Source organism: Limosilactobacillus pontis DSM 8475, assembly GCF_001435345.1.
GTDB classification, from domain to species: Bacteria; Bacillota; Bacilli; order Lactobacillales; family Lactobacillaceae; genus Limosilactobacillus; species Limosilactobacillus pontis.
On sequence record NZ_AZGO01000041.1, the window covers coordinates 51,729 to 74,057 of the forward strand.

Annotated in this window: 23 protein-coding genes; 19 read left to right on the forward strand and 4 right to left on the reverse strand. The window is 54.3% G+C overall.

Annotated features, from left to right (window positions below; translation table 11 throughout):
• Window positions 1–110: 110 nt before the first annotated feature.
• Window positions 111–1,061, reverse strand: a complete 951-nt coding sequence (yidC, locus tag FD34_RS03295) for a membrane protein insertase YidC (RefSeq protein WP_057806759.1) — start codon at window positions 1,059–1,061, stop codon at window positions 111–113.
• A gap of 103 nt (window positions 1,062–1,164) precedes the next feature.
• Window positions 1,165–1,440, reverse strand: a complete 276-nt coding sequence (locus tag FD34_RS03300) for an acylphosphatase (RefSeq protein WP_057806760.1) — start codon at window positions 1,438–1,440, stop codon at window positions 1,165–1,167.
• A gap of 108 nt (window positions 1,441–1,548) precedes the next feature.
• Here FD34_RS03300 and FD34_RS03305 point away from each other — a divergent pair, with 108 nt between their 5' ends.
• The 9 genes from FD34_RS03305 (at window position 1,549) to FD34_RS03345 (ending at window position 9,287) form a co-directional block, all read left to right on the forward strand.
• Window positions 1,549–2,316: a TrmH family RNA methyltransferase gene (locus FD34_RS03305; protein ID WP_057806763.1), complete on the forward strand. Its 768-nt coding sequence runs from the start codon at window positions 1,549–1,551 to the stop codon at window positions 2,314–2,316.
• A gap of 87 nt (window positions 2,317–2,403) precedes the next feature.
• Window positions 2,404–2,910: an HD domain-containing protein gene (locus FD34_RS03310; protein WP_057806764.1), complete on the forward strand. Its 507-nt coding sequence runs from the start codon at window positions 2,404–2,406 to the stop codon at window positions 2,908–2,910.
• 14 nt (window positions 2,911–2,924) lie between these two features.
• Window positions 2,925–3,263, forward strand: coding sequence for a winged helix-turn-helix transcriptional regulator (locus FD34_RS03315; protein ID WP_057806766.1), 339 nt, complete (start codon window positions 2,925–2,927; stop codon window positions 3,261–3,263).
• A 295-nt stretch (window positions 3,264–3,558) separates the two neighbouring features.
• Entirely contained in the window at window positions 3,559–4,605 is a 1,047-nt protein-coding gene (gene pheS / locus FD34_RS03320) for a phenylalanine--tRNA ligase subunit alpha (protein ID WP_057806768.1), read from the forward strand.
• Window positions 4,606–4,611: 6 nt separating this feature from the next.
• The gene (pheT, locus tag FD34_RS03325; protein WP_057806769.1) at window positions 4,612–7,029 is read left to right on the forward strand and encodes a phenylalanine--tRNA ligase subunit beta; all 2,418 of its coding nucleotides are present in this window, start codon (window positions 4,612–4,614) and stop codon (window positions 7,027–7,029) included.
• A gap of 66 nt (window positions 7,030–7,095) precedes the next feature.
• Complete coding sequence (locus FD34_RS03330; protein ID WP_057806771.1) at window positions 7,096–7,446, forward strand: endolytic transglycosylase MltG; 351 nt, start codon at window positions 7,096–7,098, stop codon at window positions 7,444–7,446.
• A 72-nt stretch (window positions 7,447–7,518) separates the two neighbouring features.
• Window positions 7,519–8,172: a uridine kinase gene (gene udk, locus FD34_RS03335; protein ID WP_057806774.1), complete on the forward strand. Its 654-nt coding sequence runs from the start codon at window positions 7,519–7,521 to the stop codon at window positions 8,170–8,172.
• Window positions 8,173–8,238: 66 nt separating this feature from the next.
• Window positions 8,239–8,715 (forward strand): transcription elongation factor GreA, encoded by a 477-nt coding sequence (gene greA, locus FD34_RS03340; protein ID WP_057806776.1) that lies wholly within the window; start codon window positions 8,239–8,241, stop codon window positions 8,713–8,715.
• Window positions 8,716–8,894: 179 nt separating this feature from the next.
• Entirely contained in the window at window positions 8,895–9,287 is a 393-nt protein-coding gene (locus FD34_RS03345) for a HesB/YadR/YfhF family protein (RefSeq protein ID WP_057806778.1), read from the forward strand.
• Window positions 9,288–9,344: 57 nt separating this feature from the next.
• Here the strand turns inward: FD34_RS03345 and FD34_RS03350 are convergent, their stop codons facing one another.
• Window positions 9,345–11,945, reverse strand: a complete 2,601-nt coding sequence (locus FD34_RS03350; RefSeq protein ID WP_057806780.1) for a YfhO family protein — start codon at window positions 11,943–11,945, stop codon at window positions 9,345–9,347.
• A 224-nt stretch (window positions 11,946–12,169) separates the two neighbouring features.
• Here FD34_RS03350 and FD34_RS03355 point away from each other — a divergent pair, with 224 nt between their 5' ends.
• The 7 genes from FD34_RS03355 to FD34_RS03380 all read left to right on the forward strand — a co-directional run bounded on the left by FD34_RS03355 (window position 12,170) and on the right by FD34_RS03380 (window position 17,641).
• Window positions 12,170–14,254, forward strand: a complete 2,085-nt coding sequence (locus FD34_RS03355) for a peptidoglycan D,D-transpeptidase FtsI family protein (RefSeq protein ID WP_057806782.1) — start codon at window positions 12,170–12,172, stop codon at window positions 14,252–14,254.
• 137 nt (window positions 14,255–14,391) lie between these two features.
• Window positions 14,392–14,541, forward strand: coding sequence for a 50S ribosomal protein L33 (gene rpmG, locus FD34_RS08355; protein WP_047768829.1), 150 nt, complete (start codon window positions 14,392–14,394; stop codon window positions 14,539–14,541).
• A gap of 212 nt (window positions 14,542–14,753) precedes the next feature.
• On the forward strand, window positions 14,754–15,308 hold the full coding sequence (locus tag FD34_RS03360) for a 5-formyltetrahydrofolate cyclo-ligase (protein WP_057806784.1): 555 nt from the start codon (window positions 14,754–14,756) through the stop codon (window positions 15,306–15,308).
• A gap of 3 nt (window positions 15,309–15,311) precedes the next feature.
• Window positions 15,312–15,971: a rhomboid family intramembrane serine protease gene (locus FD34_RS03365; protein WP_057806786.1), complete on the forward strand. Its 660-nt coding sequence runs from the start codon at window positions 15,312–15,314 to the stop codon at window positions 15,969–15,971.
• A gap of 6 nt (window positions 15,972–15,977) precedes the next feature.
• On the forward strand, window positions 15,978–16,217 hold the full coding sequence (locus FD34_RS03370; protein ID WP_057806789.1) for a YqgQ family protein: 240 nt from the start codon (window positions 15,978–15,980) through the stop codon (window positions 16,215–16,217).
• Window positions 16,218–16,237: 20 nt separating this feature from the next.
• Window positions 16,238–17,209 carry an ROK family glucokinase gene (locus FD34_RS03375; protein ID WP_057806790.1) on the forward strand — a complete coding sequence of 324 codons (972 nt, stop codon included), beginning with the start codon at window positions 16,238–16,240 and terminating at the stop codon, window positions 17,207–17,209.
• Window positions 17,210–17,221: 12 nt separating this feature from the next.
• Window positions 17,222–17,641 carry a rhodanese-like domain-containing protein gene (locus tag FD34_RS03380; RefSeq protein ID WP_191980196.1) on the forward strand — a complete coding sequence of 140 codons (420 nt, stop codon included), beginning with the start codon at window positions 17,222–17,224 and terminating at the stop codon, window positions 17,639–17,641.
• Between the two features lie 49 nt (window positions 17,642–17,690).
• Here the strand turns inward: FD34_RS03380 and FD34_RS08360 are convergent, their stop codons facing one another.
• Window positions 17,691–17,867, reverse strand: a complete 177-nt coding sequence (locus FD34_RS08360; RefSeq protein WP_083479833.1) for a DUF3042 family protein — start codon at window positions 17,865–17,867, stop codon at window positions 17,691–17,693.
• A gap of 116 nt (window positions 17,868–17,983) precedes the next feature.
• On the opposite strand from FD34_RS08360, the gene miaA reads away from it, so the two are divergent.
• The 3 genes from miaA (at window position 17,984) to gltX (ending at window position 22,241) form a co-directional block, all read left to right on the forward strand.
• Window positions 17,984–18,907 (forward strand): tRNA (adenosine(37)-N6)-dimethylallyltransferase MiaA, encoded by a 924-nt coding sequence (gene miaA, locus FD34_RS03385; protein ID WP_057806794.1) that lies wholly within the window; start codon window positions 17,984–17,986, stop codon window positions 18,905–18,907.
• 254 nt (window positions 18,908–19,161) lie between these two features.
• Window positions 19,162–20,505, forward strand: coding sequence for a type I glutamate--ammonia ligase (gene glnA / locus FD34_RS03390; protein ID WP_057806796.1), 1,344 nt, complete (start codon window positions 19,162–19,164; stop codon window positions 20,503–20,505).
• A 233-nt stretch (window positions 20,506–20,738) separates the two neighbouring features.
• Window positions 20,739–22,241, forward strand: a complete 1,503-nt coding sequence (gltX, locus tag FD34_RS03395; RefSeq protein WP_057806798.1) for a glutamate--tRNA ligase — start codon at window positions 20,739–20,741, stop codon at window positions 22,239–22,241.
• The last annotated feature ends 88 nt before the right edge of the window (window positions 22,242–22,329 follow it).

A 22,329-nucleotide genomic window follows, 5' to 3' on the forward strand; every position in this document is an offset into this window, starting at 1 on the left:
TAGCAAGTCTATTTGACTACGAACGAAGGCCGACGCCTCCAGCGTCAATCTCCGTTCTAGGCTAGCCGTACAGGGCGCCGAGAAGCTTATTCCCCAGCCTCCTTGACAGATTACTTGTTTGACTTGTGATGCTGTTGCTTGCCGGCGTTACGCTGGCGGTTGTGTTGGGCCATTTGCTTAGCCGGGTTTGGCTTCTTAAGCTGGTCGATTGCGTTGGCCGTACTGGTGTCAGTGCTGGACTTAGTCGTCGGGGCCGCTGGCATCTTGACCGGGTGCTTCTTGGCCTCTTCGGCGATCTGCTTACGGATTCGTGGCCGGTAGGCGTTGACCATCAGGGTCTGCAGGATGGCGAAGAGCCCACCGATGAAGAAGTAGAGCCCCAACCCGGCCGAGGAGGTCAGGGAGATGAAGAAGGTCATGAATGGACTCATCCAGATTGCCATCTTCATCTGCTTCTTTTGCTCTTCGGGTACCCCGACCAGGCCAAGGTAGCTCTGGATGGCGTAGGCGATGAAGGACAGGACGGCGAAGATGAAGCTCGGCTTCCCTAGGGCGACCCCGAAGAAGGTGGCGTGGTAGAGGTCCGGGGAGTAGCGGATGGCAGCATAGAGGGCGGCGAAGACTGGCAGTTGGATCAAGAGCGGCAGGCAGCCGACCCCCCCGGTCAGGCTGATGTTGTTGTCCCGGTAGAGGGCCATCATCTGCTGGCTGACCGCGGCCTGTTCCTCAGGGGTCTTGGCGGCCTTCTGCTTGGCGGACAGCTCCTTGATCAGGGGCTGGACGCGGGCCATCTTCTCCTGGGTGATGGTGGACTTCTTCATCTGTGAGAACATCACCGGCAGCAGGATTGTCCGGACGATCACCACGATCACGATGATCGCCCAGCCGTAGTTGTTGCCAAGGTGGCTGGCCAGCCATTCCATCAGGTGCTGCATCGGCTTGGCCATGTAGTCGTAGACGAAGCCGTAGGGGCGGCCGCTCTTGGTGGTACGGACACAGCCACTGAGCAGTAGGAGCATTGTGGTCATCAGACCAACAACTGTAAGGCGTTTATGTTTCATACGGTATCAAATTCTCCTTAATATTAAATTTTAATTCATTTGAATGGGTAAACAGTACATATCTTACTCTAAAACGAGCCGAAACGCTACCACCTGCTGATAATTAGGGCCGGACGGTGAAGCGGTCGTCATAGTCAGCGAGGGGAGCAGCCGTCTGCCTAATTCGATCGACGATGGCATACGGGGTGGGACCGGCCGCCAGCCGCCGGATAAAGGCCGCCACTACCTTGTCCGAGCCCTGGGCCTCAACATAGACCGTCCCGTCAGCCTGGTTGCGGACAAAGCCGGTGATGCCAAGCTCCTGGGCTAATTTAAGCGTCCCCCAGCGAAAGCCGACCCCCTGGACGTGCCCGGTGATGGTGAGTTGAACGTTAACCATTGTGGTCACCCCCCCTTAATGGAAACTTATAAAAGTCGCTGGTTAGTTAAGGGTATTGTACACCCATTACATGGTATAATTATCATAAGAGAAAGGGTAGTTTAACTTATGGAAGAATTAACATCAATTCACAATCAACACGTTAAGGACTGGAAGAAGCTTTCCACCAAGAAGTTTCGCAAGCAGACCGGCTACTATCTATTGGATGGTTGGCACCTGGTCAACGAGGCCGTTCATGCCGGGGTGGCAATCCACCAGCTGATCGGGACGGCTGATCAGTTGGATGAACACCGCGAGCTCTTCGACGATGCAAAAGCGGTCTATGCGGTGACCCCTGAGATCATGAAGCACATCACGGACACCGTTACCCCACAGGGGATTGCGGCCGTCGTTGACCTGCCAGATGCCCACCGGGAACCAACGCAGCCCTTGACCGGGGCCTGGTTATTCTTGGACCGGGTTCAGGATCCGGGAAACGTCGGTACCATGGTCCGGACGGCGGACGCCGCGGGCTTCACCGGCGTTGTCGTTGGGCATCGTTCCGCCGACCTGTTCGGCCCCAAGGTCGTACGCTCCATGCAGGGAAGCCAGTTTCACCTCCAGCTCTTTGAGGGTGACCTTACCAAATGGATCGCTGATTTCAAGGAAAATGGGGCGCCGGTGTACGGTACCCAACTGAATCCCCAGGCGAAGAACTTCCGGGACGTTCATCCGGGGAAGACCTTTGCCCTGATCATGGGTAATGAGGGCCAGGGGATGAGCCAGGAATTGCTCACCGCTACCAGTGATAACCTCTACATCCCGATGCGGGGGGAGGCCGAGTCGCTGAACGTGGCCATTTCTGCGGGGATCCTCATGTTCCAGCTAAATCAATGAGTCCGCTTACTTTTGATAAGACAAAATGATTTATTTTTGGCCGACCATCATGTATGATGATGTTAACCAATAGAAAAGGGGTATTACATGAAATCAATGAATGAGTGGCGCAACGATCAAGAATACGTTTCAATTGTTTCTGACCTGCTGGCCCAGCCCGCTGTTAAAAAGTTGGCTAACTATACCCAGCACCACCATTCGAATCGTTTACAGCATTCAATTGCGGTTTCTTACGATAGCTATAAGATTGCTAAACGACTCCACCTAGATTACCGGAGCGTTGCCCGGGCCGGGTTGCTCCACGACCTGTTCTACTATGACTGGCGGACGACCAAGTTTGACTTGGGGACGCATGCTTTCATTCACCCACGGGTTGCCCTGCGGAACGCGGAGAAGATTACCCCGTTGAACAAGATGGAGAAGGATATCATCTTAAAGCACATGTTTGGGGCAACGCTCGCTGTGCCTCGGTACCCAGAAAGCCTGATCGTTTCATTGGTTGATGATTTTGAAGCAGAGCACGAATTCTGTAGCCCGCTGCGGGCCAAGCTTCGACGTCGGATTAAGAAGCGGCGGATGCGGACTATTTGGTAGGAAGGAGACATCATATGCAACACGAAGCTAGTACACCGGTTGCGGATGGTGGTTGTCAGCTGTGTCCCAAGTTCACGCAGACCTTCATGATGCTAGGTAAGAAGTGGAATGGCTTGATTATTGAAGTCTTACTGGGAAGCGACACCTTACGATTCAAGGACATTGCCAACAGCGTTAGCAAGTGCAGTGACCGGGTCCTTTGTGAACGACTGAAGGAACTGGAGGATGACCAGATCATCGTGCGCAACACCTATCCGGGATCCAGTCGGGTTGACTATTCATTGACAACGCGGGGTCGCGAATTGGCACCAGTAATGGAGGAAGTTCACGCGTGGAGCGACAAGTGGTGCTAATTGGGGCTTGACCAATTCCGGTCGAGTCATTAGAATGTTTAGTATAATTAAAAGCAATGACGGAAACTAGTAACTGCTTAGGGCTGTCAGAGAGCCACCAGGATTCTGCAAGCGGCGGCCAGCCTGACCCAGTGAATTTCATTTCCCGAGCCGATATGTAATGGTATTCCGGTCGATCACCGTTATTGATCAACTAGAGTGTATGGGTACCTGCCCATAAACTAGGGTGGTACCGCGAAGCTTCGTCCCTATATTGGGATGAGGCTTTTTTTATTTGTACAAAGGAGTTGAAAGCATGGGATTAAAAGAGAAGCTTGCTGACCTGCGCCAGCAAGGATTACAAGAGATTGAAAACTCACAAGACCTCAAGAAGATCAACGAGATCCGGGTCAAGATGCTAGGGAAGAAGGGCCCGATCACTAATGTCCTGCGGGGGATGCGGGATATCAGCGTCGAGGAACGGCCCAAGGTGGGGCAATTCGCCAACCAGGTACGTGATGACCTGAAGACGGCCATCGAAGAAAAGCGAGCTGCCTTGGAACAGGCCGCCCTGGATGCGGAACTGGCGGCCGAGACGGTCGACGTCACCCTGCCCGGCAGCCCGGTGGCCCAGGGTCAACCCCACGTCATCCAACAGATCATTGATCAGGTGGTGGACCTCTTTGTCTCCATGGGTTATGAAGTTGCCGTTGGTGACGAGGTTGAGCAGGAAGTTTACAACTTCGAAAAGCTGAACCTGCCTAAGGACCACCCCGCCCGTGACATGCAGGATACCTTCTACGTCACCCCGTCCGTTCTGATGCGGACCCAGACCTCGCCGATGCAGGCCCGAATGCTGGAGAAGCACGACTTCAGCCAGGGACCTTTGAAGATGATCTCTCCCGGGAAGGTCTACCGGCGTGATACCGATGACGCTACCCACAGTCACCAGTTTAACCAGATTGAAGGAATGGTTGTCGGTAAGCACATCACGATGGCCGATTTGAAGGGAACCCTGGAGACGGTTGCCCAGGCCCTCTTTGGCGACAAGCTGGACGTCCGCCTGCGGCCAAGCTACTTCCCGTTCACGGAGCCATCAGTCGAGGCCGACATCACCTGCTTCAACTGCATGGGAAAGGGGTGCGCCATCTGCAAGCATACCGGCTGGATTGAGGTCCTCGGTGCCGGGATGGTCCACCCCAACGTCCTCAAGATGTCCGGCGTGGATCCCGAAGAATACGGTGGCTTTGCCTTCGGGTTGGGCCCGGACCGGTTCGCTATGCTCAAGTACGGGGTCGACGATATTCGGAACTTCTACCAAAACGATGTCCGCTTCTTAAATCAATTCGACGAGAAAGGATAATGTAAGATGAAAGTATCATACCAATGGTTAAAGGAATACCTCGACCTGGACGTGGCGCCGCGCGAGCTTGCGGAAAAGATTGCTCGGACGTCGGTTGATATCAACGATGTCTACCAGCCAGCTGATGGGTTGAAGAAGATTGTGGTTGGTAAGGTCGTCGCAATGCAAGACCACCCGAACTCCGACCACCTTCACATCTGCCAGGTTGATGTCGGTGAAGAACAGCCGATCCAGGTGGTCTGTGGGGCGCCAAACGTCACCACCGGCAAGAAGGTCATCGTAGCCCTGAACGGTGCCCGGATTGCTGACAATGTCAAGATCAAGCGGGGGAAGATCCGTGGGGTCGAATCCAACGGGATGCTCTGTGCCCTCCAGGAAATCGGCTTTAGCGACAAGATTGCTCCGAAGGACTACTCGGCCGGCCTCTACTTCCTGCCGGACGATGCCAAAGAGGGTGAACCGGTCTTTGGCTACCTGGGGATGGACGACACGATCATTGACACCGATGTTACCCCGAACCGGGGGGACATGTTAAGTATGTACGGCAATGTCAACGACATCGCTGCCTTCTATGGCCTCCAATCCCATTTCAAGGAACTGCCGGTTGAGGAGAACGGCACCGAAAACACTGGCGACCTGGTCAGTGCCAAGATTGATGACCACAAGATTGCTCCAACCTACAAGTTGCGGGTAATCAAGGGGGTCAAGATCGCCGATAGTCCGCTCTGGCTGCAGATTCGTCTCTGGAACGCTGGGATCCGGCCGGTCAACAACGTGGTCGACGTCACCAACTACATCCTCTTGAAGTATGGTCAGCCACTGCACAGCTACGACTACGACCGCCTACCTGGTCATGACTTCGGGGTTCGCCACGCCAAGGAGGACGAGAAGTTCACGACCCTGGATGGGGATGAACAGACTCTTAAGGCTAACGACATCCTGGTCACGGTAGACAATCAACCGGTTGCCCTGGCCGGAACGATGGGCGGCGAAGGTACCGCAGTCAGCGATCAGACGACCACGGTGGCCTTAGAAGCGGCCATCTTTGACCCCGTCATGGTCCGGAAGCAGGCCCGGCGATTAGACCTGCACAGCGAGTCCTCAATGCGCTTCGAACGGGGAATCAACCCGGCTACTGTTGAGACGGCTCTGAACGAGGCTGCCGAACTGATTAAGGAACTGGCTGGTGGCCAGGTCACGAAAGGAATCGTCACCGGTAGCGAGAAATCCGCCGCTGATAAGCAGATCACCCTGTCACTGGCCAAGGTCAACCATGTGCTTGGGACCGACCTGCAGATGGCGGATGTAGAGGACGTCTTCTCCCGCCTGCGCTTTGCCGCTGACGTCAAGGATGACGACCAAATCGAAGTCACCGTCCCTGCCCGGCGTTGGGATATCTTTGTAGCCGCCGACCTCTATGAAGAGATTGCCAGAATTTACGGTTACGATAACCTGCCGTCGACCCTGCCGGTGATGACCCGGAACCGGGGCGGGTTAACCCCGCGGCAACGTTTTATCCGGGCTAGTCGCCATGACCTCGAGGGGATGGGGCTGACCCAGGCGATCAGTTACTCCCTGACCACGGTTGACAAGGCCAAGCAGTTCCAGATTGATCCGGTTGCTGAACCAATGAAGCTGGACTTCCCGATGAGTTCCGACCACGTGGCTACCCGGATGAGCATCATCAGTGGCCTCTTGATTGACATTGCCTACAACGTCTCCCGCAACGTCAACAACGTAGCTCTCTACGAAGAAGGCCGGGTCTTCCTGCCAAAGGGCGGCGAGCGGCCTGAGGAGCAGGAACACCTCGCCGGCGCCATCACCGGTCAGATGCTGGCTAATGACTGGCACACAGAGGATCGGCCGGTGGACTTCTTCCAGGTCAAGGGAATCGTTGAGCGCTACCTTCACAACATGGGCCTGACAGGTAAGGTAACCTACGTGGCTGACCAGTCCCGGCGTGAGATGCACCCCGGTCGCACCGCTAACATCCTGCTTGACGGCCAACTGGTCGGTTTCCTCGGCCAGGTTCACCCAAGCACCGCCAAGGTCTACAAGATCCCAGCAACCTACGTCTTTGAGCTGAACCTGGAATCCTTGATTGCGGCGCCAAAGGTTGCCAACGAGTACCATCCAATCAGCAAGTACCCATCGATCACCCGGGATATCGCCCTCCTGGTTGACGACGACATCACCAACGCGATGGTTATGGACGTTATCAACAAGCGTGGTGGGGCCTTCTTAAAGGACGTTCACCTCTTCGATGTCTACAGTGGCCTCCACCTGCCGAAGGGTAAGAAGTCTTTGGCCTACACCCTAACTTACCAGGATGACAACGACACCTTGACCGAAGACCAAGTCAACGCGGCCTTCGATAAGGTTACTAAGTCCCTGACGGACACCCTAGGCGCTGAAATTCGTTAAGGTTGAATAATGTGAGACCCCGTTACACGGTGGGTCCCACATTATTTGTATTTAAGAAGGCGAAAAATGAATGATAAGCGATTGAAACGGCAAAACCGCCTGGTCCTCTGCCTGGTAGCCATCTTGGTGATCACTGGCTTAGCCATCCACCAGTACTTCAACTATTCACTGAAGGCGGTGGACAGTGATGATCAACGGCGGGTGACGGTGGTTATTCCAGCCGGGGCGACCGACCACCGGGTGGCCAGAATCCTAAAGGAGCATGGTCTTGTCCGGAGTCAGTTTGTCTTTGACTACTACCTGCAGACCCACAAGACCCATGGAGTAAAGGCCGGCCGGTTTCGCCTAATGCGTTCGGCTACCGTGCCCGAGTTGGCAGCGACCATCCAGCAGAATTGCGCCGCAAAAAGGCGTTAGGGGATTGCCGTGACTGGCAGAGTGCTATATACTATTTGAGATTAATTTTATTAGAGGAGCAGTAAACAAAGCATGAGTATAAAAGAACAGCGGCGGCCAATTATCATTGGTGTTACCGGGGGATCCGGGAGTGGGAAGACCACGGTCAGCAAGGCGATCTATAACCAATTGCACGGCCAGGCCATCCAAATTATTACCCAGGATACCTACTACAACGACCAGGACGACATGACGATGGCTGAGCGGAAGGCGGTTAACTATGACCACCCCTTGGCCTTTGATACCGACCTACTGATCGAGCAGCTGGCCGACCTGCGAAACAATAAGGCAATCGAGATGCCGGTGTATGACTACACCCAATACACCCGGTCCGCCGAGACGGTTCACGTCGAGCCCCAGGACGTCATCATCTTAGAGGGGATCTTGATCCTAGACGACGAGCGTCTGCGAGACCTGATGGACATCAAGGTCTATGTCGACACCGACGATGATATCCGGATTATTCGCCGGATCAAGCGGGATATGGCTGAGCGTGGCCGGACCCTGGACTCCGTGATCAACCAGTACCTGGCCACGGTCAAGCCGATGTATCACCAGTTCGTGGAACCGACGAAGCGCTACGCCGACATCATCGTTCCCGAGGGTGGTGAGAACCGGGTGGCCATTGATATCTTGACGACCAAGGTCCGTGACATCCTGGTCAAGCGAGGTCACACCCTACAATAGAGTTTACAAATCCACGACAGAATGGTAATGTAGCCACCGGATAAAATATGAGGAGTGAATTTTTAGATGGCTGAAGAAAAAGAATTTCCAATGACCCTCGAGGGGAAGCAAAAATTAGAGGCAGAACTGGAAGACTACAAGATGAAGCGTCGTCCAGAGGTAATCAAGCGTATCAAGATTGCCCGGAGCTACGGGGACCTTTCCGAGAACTCCGAATACGAGTCTGCCAAGGATGAACAGGCCATGGTCGAGGGGAAGATCGCCCAGATTGAAAACATGCTGCAATACGCAGTCATCATCGACAACGAGGACGTGGCCAAGGACGAGGTCTCGATGGGCCGGGAAGTCACGATCAAGGAGCTGCCCGATGAAGAACCGGAGACTTACTCGATTGTTGGTGAAACCGAATCCGACCCAATCAACGGTAAGATCTCCAACGAGTCACCGATGGCCAAGGGCCTGCTCGGTCACAAGATCGGCGAGGAGGTCAGCATCGACATTCCAAACGGCACCATGAAGGTCAAGATCTTAGACGTCAAGTAAGCTTGTTAGGCTGCGAGAATAGATAGAGTACGCGAAAAGGTCGCCAGCGCTCGGTAAAGCCGGGCACCGGCGGCCTTTTGTATAGGCAGAATCCTTGGTATTTTTATGGTCAGATGGTATAGTTAAGATCATGAAAGTGCTATCATTAAATCAGTTAAACGAGTAAAGGGGATTTCAGTATGAAGTTAATTGTTACCGATGCCGCTAATCAGTGGTTCAAGGATGAAATGGACCTGAAGCCGGGCGATGGGATCAAGTTCTACGGCAAGGTCTACGGGCGCACCGAGGTTCACCACGGCTTCTCCCAGGCCTTCGCCAAGGATAACCACCCGATTGACCCGGTATTGGAGGTTGTTAAGGACGGGATCGACTACCACGTCAACGAGGTCGATGAGTGGTTCTTCACCCGTCTGATCACGACCGTCGACGCCAATGACGATGGCCTCGTTTTCCACTTCCAGCACGAGGATGAAGACGAAACACCAGACGTTGCCGGGCTGACCAGTGATCAAGACGACCACGCCGACAACCAGGCGGACGCCTCGACCGGTGCCTCCCAGCACGAGCATTAATCACACCGCTGTAAACAAAACAGCCACCCAGGGAATTTCCCGGATGGCTGTTTTTCCTTATCGTTGCCGGCGGATGAAGTAGATCGTTGCGGTGAGGCTGATAACGGTGACCAACGCGCCGAGGATCAGGTACGGCGGCCGGTAGTTAAATTCAACCTGGTGGGTGCCGGCTGTGATCGGTAGGGCCATGAAGGTACCGATGACGGTTCGTGGCTGGACCCGGTGGCCGTCGACCTTAACGTGCCAGCCCTTAGCCGCGGGGATGGTGGTCATCAGGGTCGATTGCCCCCGGTGGATCTTGACCGTCCCTCGGATACGCGTCGGGGTCGCGTGCTGGATCTTTAGCGGTGACTGGTGGAGGGTCTTGAGACTGGCGTCAAAGGCCCGCTGGTTGAGTCGGTAGACACTGACGTTTTGCAGCCAGACACTGGTCTTCTTTAGGCGGAAGGTGATGGTGACCGGCTTGCCCTTTTGATGGTGGGCCAGGTTAATCACCACGGTATCGCGGTAAGTATTGTACTGGTTAAAGTCGCGTCGATCCATACTGATGCTAGCGTTGTCCTTGACCTCAGGGCCGAGGGTGAGGTAGTAGGAATCATCCGTTGGCGGGATAAACGTCAGCTTGATATCGGCCGGCTTGAGGAGGTTTTGCTTACGGAAGGTTGTTCCCGTGATCTGGTGGGCGGCCTGGACGTTATCGAAACGGACGGAGGTGAAGTTCTGGACGTTAAACAATGGCTGGTTAATTGGCCGGCCTGCCAGCGCCTGGAAGATCTGTGACTGGTAGCTTAGCGGATCCAGGGTGGCCTTGCCCAGCTGGAAGATCTTCGAACTGGCTCCGAAGGCAATCGGTAGGGCGGCCGGGTTGTAGCGGCTGGTGGTCATCTTGGTCCGGCCAACCTCAGGGAGGTGCGCCCAGTCCGGCCGGTAGCCAGACAGTGGCATGATCTGGTTACTGTCTTCAATCCCGTGGTGGCGGGCGGTCATCGTGTATTTGAAGCCGAGCAGGGCATCACTGACCTGTGTTCCGTTGTCATAGCTGACGAAGCCGTCGCCGGCTGGTTGGCCAATTGCGCCCATGAAGGCCGGAATTGCTGGCTCCAGGGTCGAACCAAAATGATCGGCGGAGAAGAAATCACCCTGCATCGGGTCGTCCTTGGTCCGCATGAAGGTCTTGGCAACCCGGTAGAAGCCCGGGTCGTGGCGTTTCAGCTGGCGACTAGCGGTGTCGAGCTGTTGGGTGTACTTGCCAAACTCGGCTTGGGAGACGTAGGCAATCTTGTTGAGGCTGGTGAAGGCGGCGGTCCCCACGTCGCAGACCACAATGAGGATGATTAGGAAGTCATACAGGCGGGGTGAATTATGCCGGGCGATCAGGAGGACAGCCAGGGAGACCACGACGAAGCCCAGACCGATGAGTCGCTGGCTAGTCGACAGGTAGGATAGCTTCAGCCGGCCGGTTTCCCAGAAGATCAGGATGCTCAACACCAATATGGCCAGGGCCCCGGGCCACTTGAGTTGGTAGGCGGGCTGGAGGGCTCGGGCGGCGAGCAGGACGCACCAGAAGGCAAAGATAAACGAGAACCGGTACGGGTACCAGACCGGAAACTGTCCGGCGTGCCAGAGGAGGTCCAGGGGTTCATAGCAAAACGATAGGATGAAGAAGACGGTTATCAGGCCCGCGACCAGTCGCTGGGACCACGGGACTTTTCGGGCGAAGAAGTACAGCCCGGTCCCGATAATCAGCAGCATTCCAACGTAAATATTAGGCTGGCCGCTGGGCATCTGGTTGAAGTCAAACGAGCCGGGAACCAGCTTACCAAGCATCTTGATTGGTCGATACTCAAACTTACTGCTGATCATGGTCTCGGTGTAGGTTCCCTTGCTGGTTGTCAGGGCGTAAATGGTCGGCAGGAGGGTGATGGCCGCAATTCCGGCGCTGGCCAGGGAGCTGATTAGGTAGGCACCACACGCCTTTAGCCGGGCCCGCCAGCCAGCAAGGGTTGGCAACTGCCAGGCGACGACTAGGATGGTGAACAGGCAGATCATCCAGGCCATGTAATAGTTGTCAATCATCATCACTGCCAGCCAAGCGATATAAGTGCCTGGCTGCCCCCGGTGAAGTAAGCGCAGTAACCCCCAGACGATTAGGGGCAGGATAATCAGGGCGTCTTGCCAGATCATGTTGAGCTGGTTGGCGATCATCCAGCCGTTGAGGGCATAGGCGGTGCTGAAGGCCCAGGTGCGCGGCCCAGACTGGAGCTTGGTTTTGAGCAGGAGCCAGGCCATTGCCATCCCCGCCAACCCAAAGCGAGTAAGGGTCAAGAGCATCACCCCGCTGGTTAGCCACTTGCCGGGGAAGAAGAGCAAGAGCAGGTTGAGGGGACTAAAGAGGTAGTAGGCGTTGGTCCCCAGCATCTCCCCGCCCAGACCCTTACTGAAGGAGTAAAAGAGACTGCCTGGATGGTGGAGAATCAGGTTACGGAAGTAGGCGAAGAAGTCAATGTACTGCTGGCCCAGGTCGACGGTCAAAAGGCTGCTCGGGCCAAAGGGGGCCATCTGGCGGTAGGCGAAGTAGGCCCCCATTAAAACGACCGGGATCAGGAAGCTCCCGGTCAAGATTACGGTGTGCTGATTTTTCCAATTCTGGCGATTCACGAAAACTGTTCCTTCCCTTAATAGTTGTTGCTGAATATTATATAACGTTCTGGTCGGCGAAGTCGTCTCCCAAGAATTAAATTTAGGTAAATCATGGTGGTTTAGTATTCATTTTTTCATAAATAAAGAGTATTATTTTTAAGTTAGTAGTGGAGGGATTCCTGCGCCCAGTATTAAAATTTGGTAGAATAATAGTCACTACAATGAAGGAGAATTGAGATCCTGTGAAAGTCTTTGATCGAATAAAGAACCTATTTAATTCGCAAAACCGCAAGAAGCGCAGTGCCCAGTCGGTAATCCCGTTCCGGCTGAACCTCCTGCTGTGGATTGTCGGTATTCTCTTGTTGGCACTGACGGCCCGGCTGTTTTACCTGCAGGTGCTGAACGGAAGCTCATACAAGGCCGAGGTTAAGCGGTCCGACACCTCGATTCAGACCAACAATGTCCAGCGGGGGATGATCTACGATTCCCAGGGCCGGGTCATGGTTGGTAACCAGACCCACCAGGCGATTACCTATACCAAGGGTTCCAACGTCACCGCAACTGAGCTCTACAAGATCGCCAACCGGTTGGGCCGGTACGTAACGGTGACCAACAAGAATGCCCGGCTGACCGACCGGAATGAGGAGGACTACTACCTGGCGGACAAGGGGCGGCTGAACAGCGTCCTCAAGCACGTCAAGACCAGTAGTAACGATAGTGAGGATGCTAAGTACAACAAGGCCCTAGACTACCTGAACAGTCATCCAGATGCCTGGAGCCTGACCAGCCAGCAGAAGAACAATGCCCGGATTTACGCGGCCATGAGCGGGGCCTACTCCCTGTCGACTACCTATATCAAGGAGACTGGGGTGACCTCCGGAGAACTGGCGGCCGTTGGTGAACACCTTAACGAGATGCCGGGGGTCAAGATCGGGACTTCCTGGACGCGGAACTATCCGCAGGGTAAAGACGTTCAGAGCCTGACCGGGACGGTTTCCACGACCGGGTTGCCGAGTGATCAGGCTAATAGCTTGCTCTCGCAGGGCTATTCACGAAACGATAGCGTCGGCCAGAGTTACCTTGAGAAGGAATACCAGGCCACGTTGGCCGGATCCAAGTCCCAGACCGAGGTCACCACGAATGGTAATGATGTTACTAAGGAAGTCACGAAGTATCCTGGTAAGAAGGGGGACAACCTGGTCCTGAACATTAACTCTAAGTTCCAGAGCCGGGTTCAAGAGATCCTTAAGAACAACTACTCGGCGGCGGGGAATGCCTATTCAACCGGTGTCTATGCCGTGGTCATGAACCCGCATACCGGAGCGGTGCTGGCGATGGCCGGCATCGACCGGGATCCGACAACCGGTAAGGAAACTCCAGACCAGATCGGGGCGATTAACCACCCGATCACCATGGGGTCGGTTGTCAAGGGGGCCACGATCATGGGGGCCCTGATGGATGGCGTCATCACGCCAAGCAACAATACCTTAGTTGACCAGCCGATCAAGGTGGCTGGGACCTCATCCAAGGGTTCTTGGTTCAACCACGGTGGCTCAGCCAACATGTCCCTGGACGCCCCAACCGCCCTTGAGGTGTCCTCCAACTCCTACATGATGCAGCTGGCAATGAAGGAGGGGGGCATGAAGTACAGCCCGAATGCCCAGATTACGCTGAAACCAAGCATCTTTGCCAAGGAACGGGGTTACTTCAACATGTTCGGTCTTGGGGTCAAGACCGGGATTGACCTGCCGGGTGAGACGGCCGGGTACAACGGACCGTCGGATCAGAAGCACATCGGTTCGGCCCTCGACTTGGCCTACGGGAACTACGATGGTTACACCACCATCCAGCTGGCCCAGTACATGTCAACGATCGCCAACGGGGGTTACCGGATGCGGCCATACGTTGTCCAGTCCATCCGGGGAACCAAGAAGAACGGGCAGTTGGGGAAGGTTGAGTACACCACCCAGCCACAGGTCCAGGCCACGATTCCAGCTTCCAAGGCCGACTTCGACCTGGTAAGACACGGCCTCTACCTGGTTACCCACGGGACCAGCCCGTACGTTACCGCTAAGTCGTTGGGGACGGTCAAGCCATCCATCTCCGGGAAGACCGGGACTGCCGAAACCTTCTACAAGAAGCACCCGACCGCCACGATCAGTTTTGCCGGTTACGCACCGTCCAACGATCCCCAGGTGGTTGTGGCCCTGGCCATTCCGGGTTCCACCAACGAAAATGGGGGAGCCAACATCAACATGGCTAAGCAGATCTTTGAGGCCTACTGGAAGATGGTCCAGTCGCCAAAGGGCTTCACGGACGGTGAATAGCGGGACTGTCAAGGCAATTTCCTTAACAAACTTTGCTAAATCACTAGCCAAACCAATTAATAAATGATATAGTTGTACGAGTTAGGGTTACGATAAATAACCAATTAAGATCAAATAAAGTTTGGAGGTTATAACTCATGCGTGTCAACATTACCCTTGAATGCACTTCATGCCACGAGCGGACTTACTTAACCAGCAAGAACCGTCGTCACAATCCCGACCGTCTTGAATTAAACAAGTACTGCCCACGGGAACGCAAGGTGACATTACACCGCGAAACTAAGTAATCTGCTTAGTTTATCAAACCAGTCAATTGCTCTTTTGCAATTGCTGGTTTTTTCTTTGCAAGGATGCGGTCCACGTGAATTATTATCCAGCACGATGGTAAATGCTTTTAACCAGCTTGCCGGCTGAAAAACGCTTGCAAAATGAGGGGCGACCTGTAATAATGTATTCTTGTAACCGTTTATCATTTTGTATAAAGGGAGATTTGAGAATAATGACGTATTCTAAGAATGAGCTGCGGCAGGCCTACATCGCCCGCCTTCAGCAGCTCGACCTTAATACGCGTCTTAGCGAGGAGAAACGTCTGACTTCGATGCTTTTCAACCAGCCCGAGTGGATGCGAGCCAAGGTGGTTGCCCTGACCCTCAGCCAGTCGTTTGAGATCGACACGGCCCCGATCCTGCTACACGCCCGTCATGAGGGGCGGACGGTGGTGGTTCCCCGGACCCTGCCGAAGCGGCAGATGGAGTTCGTCGAGATCACGGAGAGTACCGACTTCGTGGAGAGCTCCTTTGGGGTCTTGGAGCCGGCAGACGGCCGGGTTTATGGTCCTGATGAGATTGACTTGATGGTGGTACCCGGGGTCGCTTTCACCACGGATGGACTCCGGGTTGGCTTCGGCGGCGGTTACTACGACCGTTACTTGAGTAAGTATCATGGGGATACAATCTCATTGGCGCTACCAACCCAGCTGGCCACGGATGGCGAGTGGCAACCTGATGCGTACGACCAGCGCGTTGCTAAGGTATTGACGCTGGCGGAGTGTTAGCCGATGCGGTCACGTAGTTGGTCCCTGGCACCGGTCACCGTCACCCTGGTCGTCATCCAGGTGCTGGTCTATCTTGCAATGAGCCTGGTTGGCGGTTCAACCAATCCGGCAGTACTGGTGCGCTTCGGGGCGCTAGTGCCGGCGCTTTTACAAGCGGGACAGTGGTGGCGCCTGGTCACCCCGGTCTTTGTCCATATTGGTTTTACCCACTTGCTGATCAACAGCCTAACCCTCTACTTCTTGGGGCTCTACATTGAGCAGCTGTTTGGTCACTGGCGGATGGTGGTCATCTACTTTGTCAGCGCAATTATCGGTAACCTTTGTAGTGCCTACTGGCTGGCGGGGAGTCTGGCAGCCGGCGTCAGTACAGCCATCTTCGGCCTGTTCGGGGCCTTTTTAATGCTGGGTGAGTCCTTCCGGGACAACTTGGCACTGCGCCAGCTCAGCCGCCAGTTTCTCATCCTGGTCCTGTTAAACGTCGGGACCGACCTGCTGGTGCCGGGCATCGACCTGGCGGGGCACATTGGTGGCCTGGTGGGCGGCTTTTTGATGGCGTATGTCGTCGGGGCCCCAAAGCTGGGATCGGTGACCGTGGCTAAGCGCTGGCTGAGTGCCGCCGTGTTGGTGGTTGGTGTCCTGGTCCTGATTTGGGAAGTGAGCTGATTATTCATGGCAATGGTACCGCACGAATTTAGGACGTTATATGATGTTCAGCAGTTGCTCAAGGAGTTCAACGTGTTTGTCTACGTTGGCAAGCGCCTCTACGACATCGAGCTGATGGCAATCGAGCTCGATAACCTCCACCAGTCGGGGGTCGTTGACCGGGCGACCTACATGAAGGCCAAGATTGTCCTGCGCAAGGAACATCGTGAAGAATTGAAACGAGAGCAAACGGGGAAACTGTATTAATCCCCAGGAAAGGAATTATTATGGCAAGCAAGAAATTATTTGGTGTTGATCTTGGTGGGACGACCATCAAGTTTGCAATTTTGACGGAAAACGGTGAAATTCAACAGAAGTGGTCGATTCGGACCAACATCCTGGACGAGGGTTCCCACATCGTTCCGGACATCATTGAGTCCATCAACCACCACCTGGACCTCTACAAGATGGATAAGGACCAGTTCATCGGCATCGGGATGGGGACTCCTGGGACGATCGACCGGGACAAGGGAACCGTTGTCGGGGCCTACAACCTGAACTGGAAGACGACTCAGAATGTCAAGGAAGCCATCGAGGCTGGTACCGGGATGAAGTTTGCTCTCGACAACGATGCCAACGTGGCCGGTCTTGGTGAACGTTGGAAGGGTGCCGGGAACGAAGGTGACGACGTGGCCTTCATCACCCTGGGGACCGGTGTCGGCGGTGGGATCATCGCCAACGGTAAGCTGGTTCACGGTCTGGTCGGGGCCGGTGGTGAGGTTGGCCATATGATCGTCCAACCAGATGGCTACCTCTGCACCTGTGGTAACCGCGGCTGCCTGGAACAATACGCCTCCGCAACCGGGGTGGTTCACATTGCCCAGGACAAGGCCGAGGAATACGAGGGTTCCAGCCGTCTGAAGGCCATGATCGACAACGGTGACGAGATCACCTCCAAGATTGTTTTCGACCTGGCCAAGGAGAACGACTACCTGGCTAACGAGGTTGTTGACGCGGTCTGCCATTACCTGGGGCTGGCCTGTGCTAACCTGAGTAACGTTCTCAACCCTGAATACGTCGTCATCGGTGGTGGGGTCTCTGCAGCCGGGGACTTCCTGCTCAAGCGGGTCGAGGCCAACTTTGAGAAGTACGCCTTCCCAACGGTCCGGACCTCAACCCAACTGAAGCTGGCTGAACTGGGTAACGACGCCGGAGTTATCGGTGCCGCTTCCCTGGCCCGTCAGTTTGCCAACGAGTAATAGTGAGGCGAATTGATCGTGGTTTTAGGAGTTAGTCAAGGATTATTAATCTTCAATACCGTTATTGTTATCCTCCTCTTGGCTTGGCTATTGACCTGGGGCTTCCAATACTGGCGGCGTAATCACTACGCCACCGTTTTGGACCAGGAGGAGTTCCAAAAGGGAATGCGTAAGGCCCAAGTGATTGACCTGCGTCAAGAGAACGAGTTTAAGGCTGGCCACATCCTTGGAGCCCGCAACCTGCCATATGTATACCTGCGTCAGCAGTATGGTGAGCTGCGTCCGGACCTGCCCGTCTACATGTACGACCAGGGGATGGCGATCAGTACCCAGGCGGCCGCATTCCTGGGCAAGCGCGGCTACCACAAGTTGTACATCTTAAAGGGTGGTTACAACAACTGGGACGGCAAGACCAAGAAGAACAAGTACTAAAATAAAAAAGCAGGAGGTTACGTAACCTCCTGCTTTTTTATTGGCTCGACTAGATTTGGTGAGCAGAATGACCCTTGCGGATAGCAGCCCGCCGGTTCTCGTCAAACTTCTCTTCTTGTTCCTCAACTGGCTTGATAACCTTCTTGTGGAATGCCATGGCACCACTGGCCAAAGCGGCGATGGTTGATGCGGCACCGATGAAAACGCCCTTCGTGAATTGCTTCATAACACAGTTCCTCCTTTTGTTATTAACTTAATTCTATTATGATTGACTTAGGAACGATTTACCAGTGGTTTACACGAAAATTTGCGATAATTTATGAATTGTAGGAGAAAATGAAAATGACTAAAGTAGTTGCAATTGTGGGCCCGACGGCGGTGGGGAAGACGGCCCTGTCGATTAGGATTGCCAAGCGCTTTGCCGGTGAGGTGATCTCAGGGGACTCGATGCAGGTTTACCGCCAGCTCGACATTGGAACGGCCAAGATCACCAAAGACGAGATGGCTGGGGTTCCCCACCACCTGATTGATATCTGTGACGTTACCGAGCGCTATTCGGCCGCCATGTTTAAGCAGCAGGCCACCGCTGCGATCGACGCGATCGCCGGTCGGGGGCACCTCCCCCTGGTTGTCGGTGGGACCGGTTTTTATCTCCAGACGTTGACTAACAACCTCACCCTGGGTCAGGATCACTTTGACGAGGAATCGGCCCAAATCAGGGCGCACTGGCACCAACTGGCCGAGGAGCGGGGGGCCGCCTATGTCCGCCACCATCTCGCTGAGCTGGATCCGGTAGCAGAGAAGCATATTGAGGCGGGGAACCTACGGCGGGTGATTCGGGCCCTTGAAGTGATTGAGAAGACCGGTCAGCGTTTTTCCAACCAGCCCCACCAGGCGAGTCCCAACGACTACCTGTTGATTGGGCTAACGACGGATCGTCCCGTCTTATACGACCGGATCAATCACCGGGTCGACCTGATGGTTCAATCCGGCCTAGTCAACGAGGCCCGCTGGCTCTATGACCATGGTGGCGCGACTCTGCCGGCGGGAAAGGGGATCGGTTATCACGAGTTCTACCCTTACTTTGCCGGGGACTGTGATCTGGATACGGTGATCCGAAAGGTCAAACAGGATTCCCGCCACTACGCTAAGCGTCAGCTGACCTGGTTCCGCAATAAGATGGACGTTCACTGGTTCGACCTGGTCAGCGGTCGGGATGATCCTGAACAAATTAATGAATTGGTCCAGTCGTGGTTAATTAAGTGAAGTCTGTCCGGCAAAAAGATTTCAATTACCTTAAAGTTTCGATATCAATTGACTTGTCCCGGGGGAATTGGTATCCTTAAAAACGTATTGAAAAAGTAATTGTGGACTGATTTTACGAACATTTATCCATTATTGGTCTATGCCAAACTCGATGGTTCGGGGATTACCTTCACGGGCGATGGCTTAATAAAATTAAGGCCACGGTTATGACTGGCATTAGCGTAACTGGTTTTTACTGAAAGGGAATGAATTTAATGGCTAAGCGAGAACTTACAAAAGAAGAAGTCCGTCAAATGGTGAAAGATGAGGACATTCGTTTCTTACGGGTAATGTTCACCGACCTACTGGGGACGATCAAGAGCGTCGACCTACCGGTGAGTCAGTTGGAGAAGCTGCTGGACAACAAGATCATGTTTGATGGTTCCTCCATTGATGGCTTTGTCCGGATCGAAGAGAGTGACATGTACCTCTACCCAGACATGTCGACTTGGCTGGTCTTCCCGTGGGGAGCTGAACACGGTAAGGTGGCCCGGGTGATCTGCAGTGTCCACAACACCGACGGTACCCCGTTCTCCGGTGACCCGCGGAACAACCTGAAGCGGGTGCTCAAGGATATGCAAAAGCTTGGCTTCAAGGACTTCAACATCGGTCCCGAGCCTGAATTCTTCCTTTTCAAGCTCGACGAGAACGGTAACCCAACCACCAAGGTCAACGACCAGGAGAACTACTTCGACATGGAACCCGCTGATCGCGGTGAGGACTGCCGGCGCGATATCGTCTTGGCCCTTGAGAAGATGGGCTTTGACGTTGAGGCGGCCCACCACGAGGTTGCACCGGGCCAACACGAGGTTGACTTTAAGTACGCCAACGCCCTGGAGGCGGCTGACAACATCCAGACCTTCAAGCTGGTAGTCAAGACGATCGCCAAGAACTACGGCCTCCACGCTACCTTCATGCCAAAGCCATTGTCTGGGATTAACGGGTCAGGGATGCACCTCAATATGTCCCTGTTCAGCCAGGATGGCAAGAACGCCTTCTACGACGAAAACGATAAGGACCAACTTTCACAGACGGCCTACCACTTCCTGGGTGGCTTGATGAAGCATGCCCGGAGTTTCACCGCCATCTGTGATCCGATCGTTAACTCCTACAAGCGGTTGGTTCCCGGTTACGAAGCCCCAGTTTACGTTGCCTGGTCAACTTCTAACCGGTCACCACTGGTGCGTATTCCAAACGACCGGGGGATGGGGACCCGCTTGGAACTGCGGTCTGCGGACCCATCGGCTAACCCATACCTGGCCATTGCCAGTGTGCTGGAGGCCGGCCTGGACGGGTTGCGCAATGACCTGCCACCGGTTCACAACATCGACGAGAACATCTACCAGATGAGCCTGGCTGAACGCCAAGAGAAGGGGATTGTCAACCTGCCTGACACCCTCCACAATGCGCTGAAGGACCTGGCAACCGACGATGTCATCAAGGGTTCCATGGGCGAGCACCTCTACAAGAGCTTCATGGAGGCCAAGACCCGTGAGTACGATAGCTACCGCCAGCACGTTTCCGACTGGGAACGGCACCAATACATGGAGCAGTACTAGTCGTCACCTCCTGTCGTTGCCTTAATACCAGCCATATCAACTGATATCACAATTCCGAAAAGTCCATCTGCAACAATTAGGCAACAAACTCACCGCCAACTGAGTTCTCGCCCAATTGCTGCGGGGCTTTTTCTTGCTGTCAATTGACAAATAGCGACATTCAGATACAATTATACTTGTTGTAATAGCGGCTTTTTACTGTTAATTAGTTACTAAAGGAGAATTTAGATAAAATGGATCAAAAGGTCAGAGTTCGGTATGCACCAAGTCCAACCGGTTTCTTGCATATTGGGAATGCCCAATCGGCATTGTTTAACTACTTATTTGCACGGCACTTCAACGGGACGATGGTATTGCGGATCGAGGATACCGACACGAAGCGAAACGTTGAAGACGGTGAAGCCAGCCAGCGGGAGAACCTGCACTGGTTAGGAATCGACTGGGACGAGGGTCCAAACAAGCCGAACCCGAAGTATGCTCCATACCGGCAGAGCGAACGGAACGCCCAGGGAATCTACCACAAGTACATTCAAGAACTGTTGGACAAGGGGATTGCCTACAAGGACTACACGACCGAGGAAGAGCTGCAGGAAATGCGGGAACGCCAGCGGGCCAACAAAGAGGCTCCACACTACGACGGTCGTTGGTACGGCCGGAGTGAAGAGGACCAGCAGGCGGCCGAAGCCAATGGGTTGAAGCCAACGATCCGTTTCCACTTTCCGAAGAACCACGACTACGAGTGGGACGACATCGCCCGGGGTCACGTTTCCTTCAACTCTGACAACCTTGGTGGTGACTTCATCATCGAGAAGAGCGATGGGATGCCAACCTACAACTTTGCCGTGGTTGTCGACGACCACTCCATGGACATCACCCATGTCCTGCGTGGTGCTGACCACATCTCCAACACGCCAAAGCAGATTGCAATCTATGAGGCCCTCGGTTGGCAGCATCCTACTTTCTGCCACATTCCATTGATCTTCAACCCGAAGACCCGGAAGAAGCTGAGTAAGCGGGACAAGGATACCCTGCAGTTCATCAGCGAATACAAGCGGCATGGTTACCTCCACGAGGCCATCTTCAACTTCATCGCCTTTTTGGGCTGGTCACCAAAGGGCGAACGGGAAATCTACTCCAAGGACGAGCTAATCAAGGTTTACGATCCTGACCGGATGTCCAAGGCCCCGGCCTACTTCGACCAGAAGAAGCTGGATTGGATGAACGCCCAATATATCAAGGCCATGTCCGTCGATGAACTGACCGACCGGACAATGGAACTGGTCAAGGAGGGTGAAACCGAGGAAGCCAAGCGCCTGCAGAGCATTCCGGAGGACGACTGCCGAGACATCATCAAGAAGACGATCCACGTTCACCAGCGCGACGTCAACAAGTTGCTTGAGGTAATCGAGCACGCCTGGAGCTACTACAAGGTCTTAGATGAACACTTCAACTACGACCAGCTGATTGACAATGAAGATTTCAACAACGCTGACGTGGTTGCCGTTCTGCAGGGTCTGAAGGACAAGCTGGTCAACGGTGGCGACGATCTCGACTACGCCCAGGCCATCAAGGAAGTTGGTAAGGAAACCGGCATCAAGGGCCGCAACCTCTACTTCCCATTGAACCTGGCCTTCACTGGTTCAACCTCCGCTCCACAGATCTACGAGATCATGGACATTTACTCACGTAAGACGGACATTGAATTGCTTGACCGGATGATGGCAGCATTTAAGTAATCACTAATAAGAAGTCGGATGGCAGTGACCACCCGGTTTTTGTTTTAAAAGCGGACAAGGAAACGTGGCTGGGGGAAAAAATTGTTTT

Bases quoted from the DNA above. Each gene is read 5' to 3' on its own strand.
- FD34_RS03370 (WP_057806789.1), top strand. From the start codon at position 15,978: ATGGCAATGGTACCGCACGAATTTAGGACGTTATATGATGTTCAGCAG.
- rpmG (WP_047768829.1), top strand. From the start codon at position 14,392: ATGCGTGTCAACATTACCCTTGAATGCACTTCATGCCACGAGCGGACT.
- greA (WP_057806776.1), top strand. From the start codon at position 8,239: ATGGCTGAAGAAAAAGAATTTCCAATGACCCTCGAGGGGAAGCAAAAA.
- miaA (WP_057806794.1), top strand. From the start codon at position 17,984: ATGACTAAAGTAGTTGCAATTGTGGGCCCGACGGCGGTGGGGAAGACG.
- FD34_RS03375 (WP_057806790.1), top strand. From the start codon at position 16,238: ATGGCAAGCAAGAAATTATTTGGTGTTGATCTTGGTGGGACGACCATC.
- pheS (WP_057806768.1), top strand. From the start codon at position 3,559: ATGGGATTAAAAGAGAAGCTTGCTGACCTGCGCCAGCAAGGATTACAA.
- FD34_RS03315 (WP_057806766.1), top strand. From the start codon at position 2,925: ATGCAACACGAAGCTAGTACACCGGTTGCGGATGGTGGTTGTCAGCTG.
- FD34_RS03360 (WP_057806784.1), top strand. From the start codon at position 14,754: ATGACGTATTCTAAGAATGAGCTGCGGCAGGCCTACATCGCCCGCCTT.
- yidC (WP_057806759.1), bottom strand. From the start codon at position 1,061: ATGAAACATAAACGCCTTACAGTTGTTGGTCTGATGACCACAATGCTC.
- FD34_RS03365 (WP_057806786.1), top strand. From the start codon at position 15,312: ATGCGGTCACGTAGTTGGTCCCTGGCACCGGTCACCGTCACCCTGGTC.
- FD34_RS03300 (WP_057806760.1), bottom strand. From the start codon at position 1,440: ATGGTTAACGTTCAACTCACCATCACCGGGCACGTCCAGGGGGTCGGC.
- pheT (WP_057806769.1), top strand. From the start codon at position 4,612: ATGAAAGTATCATACCAATGGTTAAAGGAATACCTCGACCTGGACGTG.
- FD34_RS03345 (WP_057806778.1), top strand. From the start codon at position 8,895: ATGAAGTTAATTGTTACCGATGCCGCTAATCAGTGGTTCAAGGATGAA.
- udk (WP_057806774.1), top strand. From the start codon at position 7,519: ATGAGTATAAAAGAACAGCGGCGGCCAATTATCATTGGTGTTACCGGG.
- FD34_RS03310 (WP_057806764.1), top strand. From the start codon at position 2,404: ATGAAATCAATGAATGAGTGGCGCAACGATCAAGAATACGTTTCAATT.
- FD34_RS08360 (WP_083479833.1), bottom strand. From the start codon at position 17,867: ATGAAGCAATTCACGAAGGGCGTTTTCATCGGTGCCGCATCAACCATC.
- FD34_RS03330 (WP_057806771.1), top strand. From the start codon at position 7,096: ATGAATGATAAGCGATTGAAACGGCAAAACCGCCTGGTCCTCTGCCTG.
- glnA (WP_057806796.1), top strand. From the start codon at position 19,162: ATGGCTAAGCGAGAACTTACAAAAGAAGAAGTCCGTCAAATGGTGAAA.
- gltX (WP_057806798.1), top strand. From the start codon at position 20,739: ATGGATCAAAAGGTCAGAGTTCGGTATGCACCAAGTCCAACCGGTTTC.
- FD34_RS03305 (WP_057806763.1), top strand. From the start codon at position 1,549: ATGGAAGAATTAACATCAATTCACAATCAACACGTTAAGGACTGGAAG.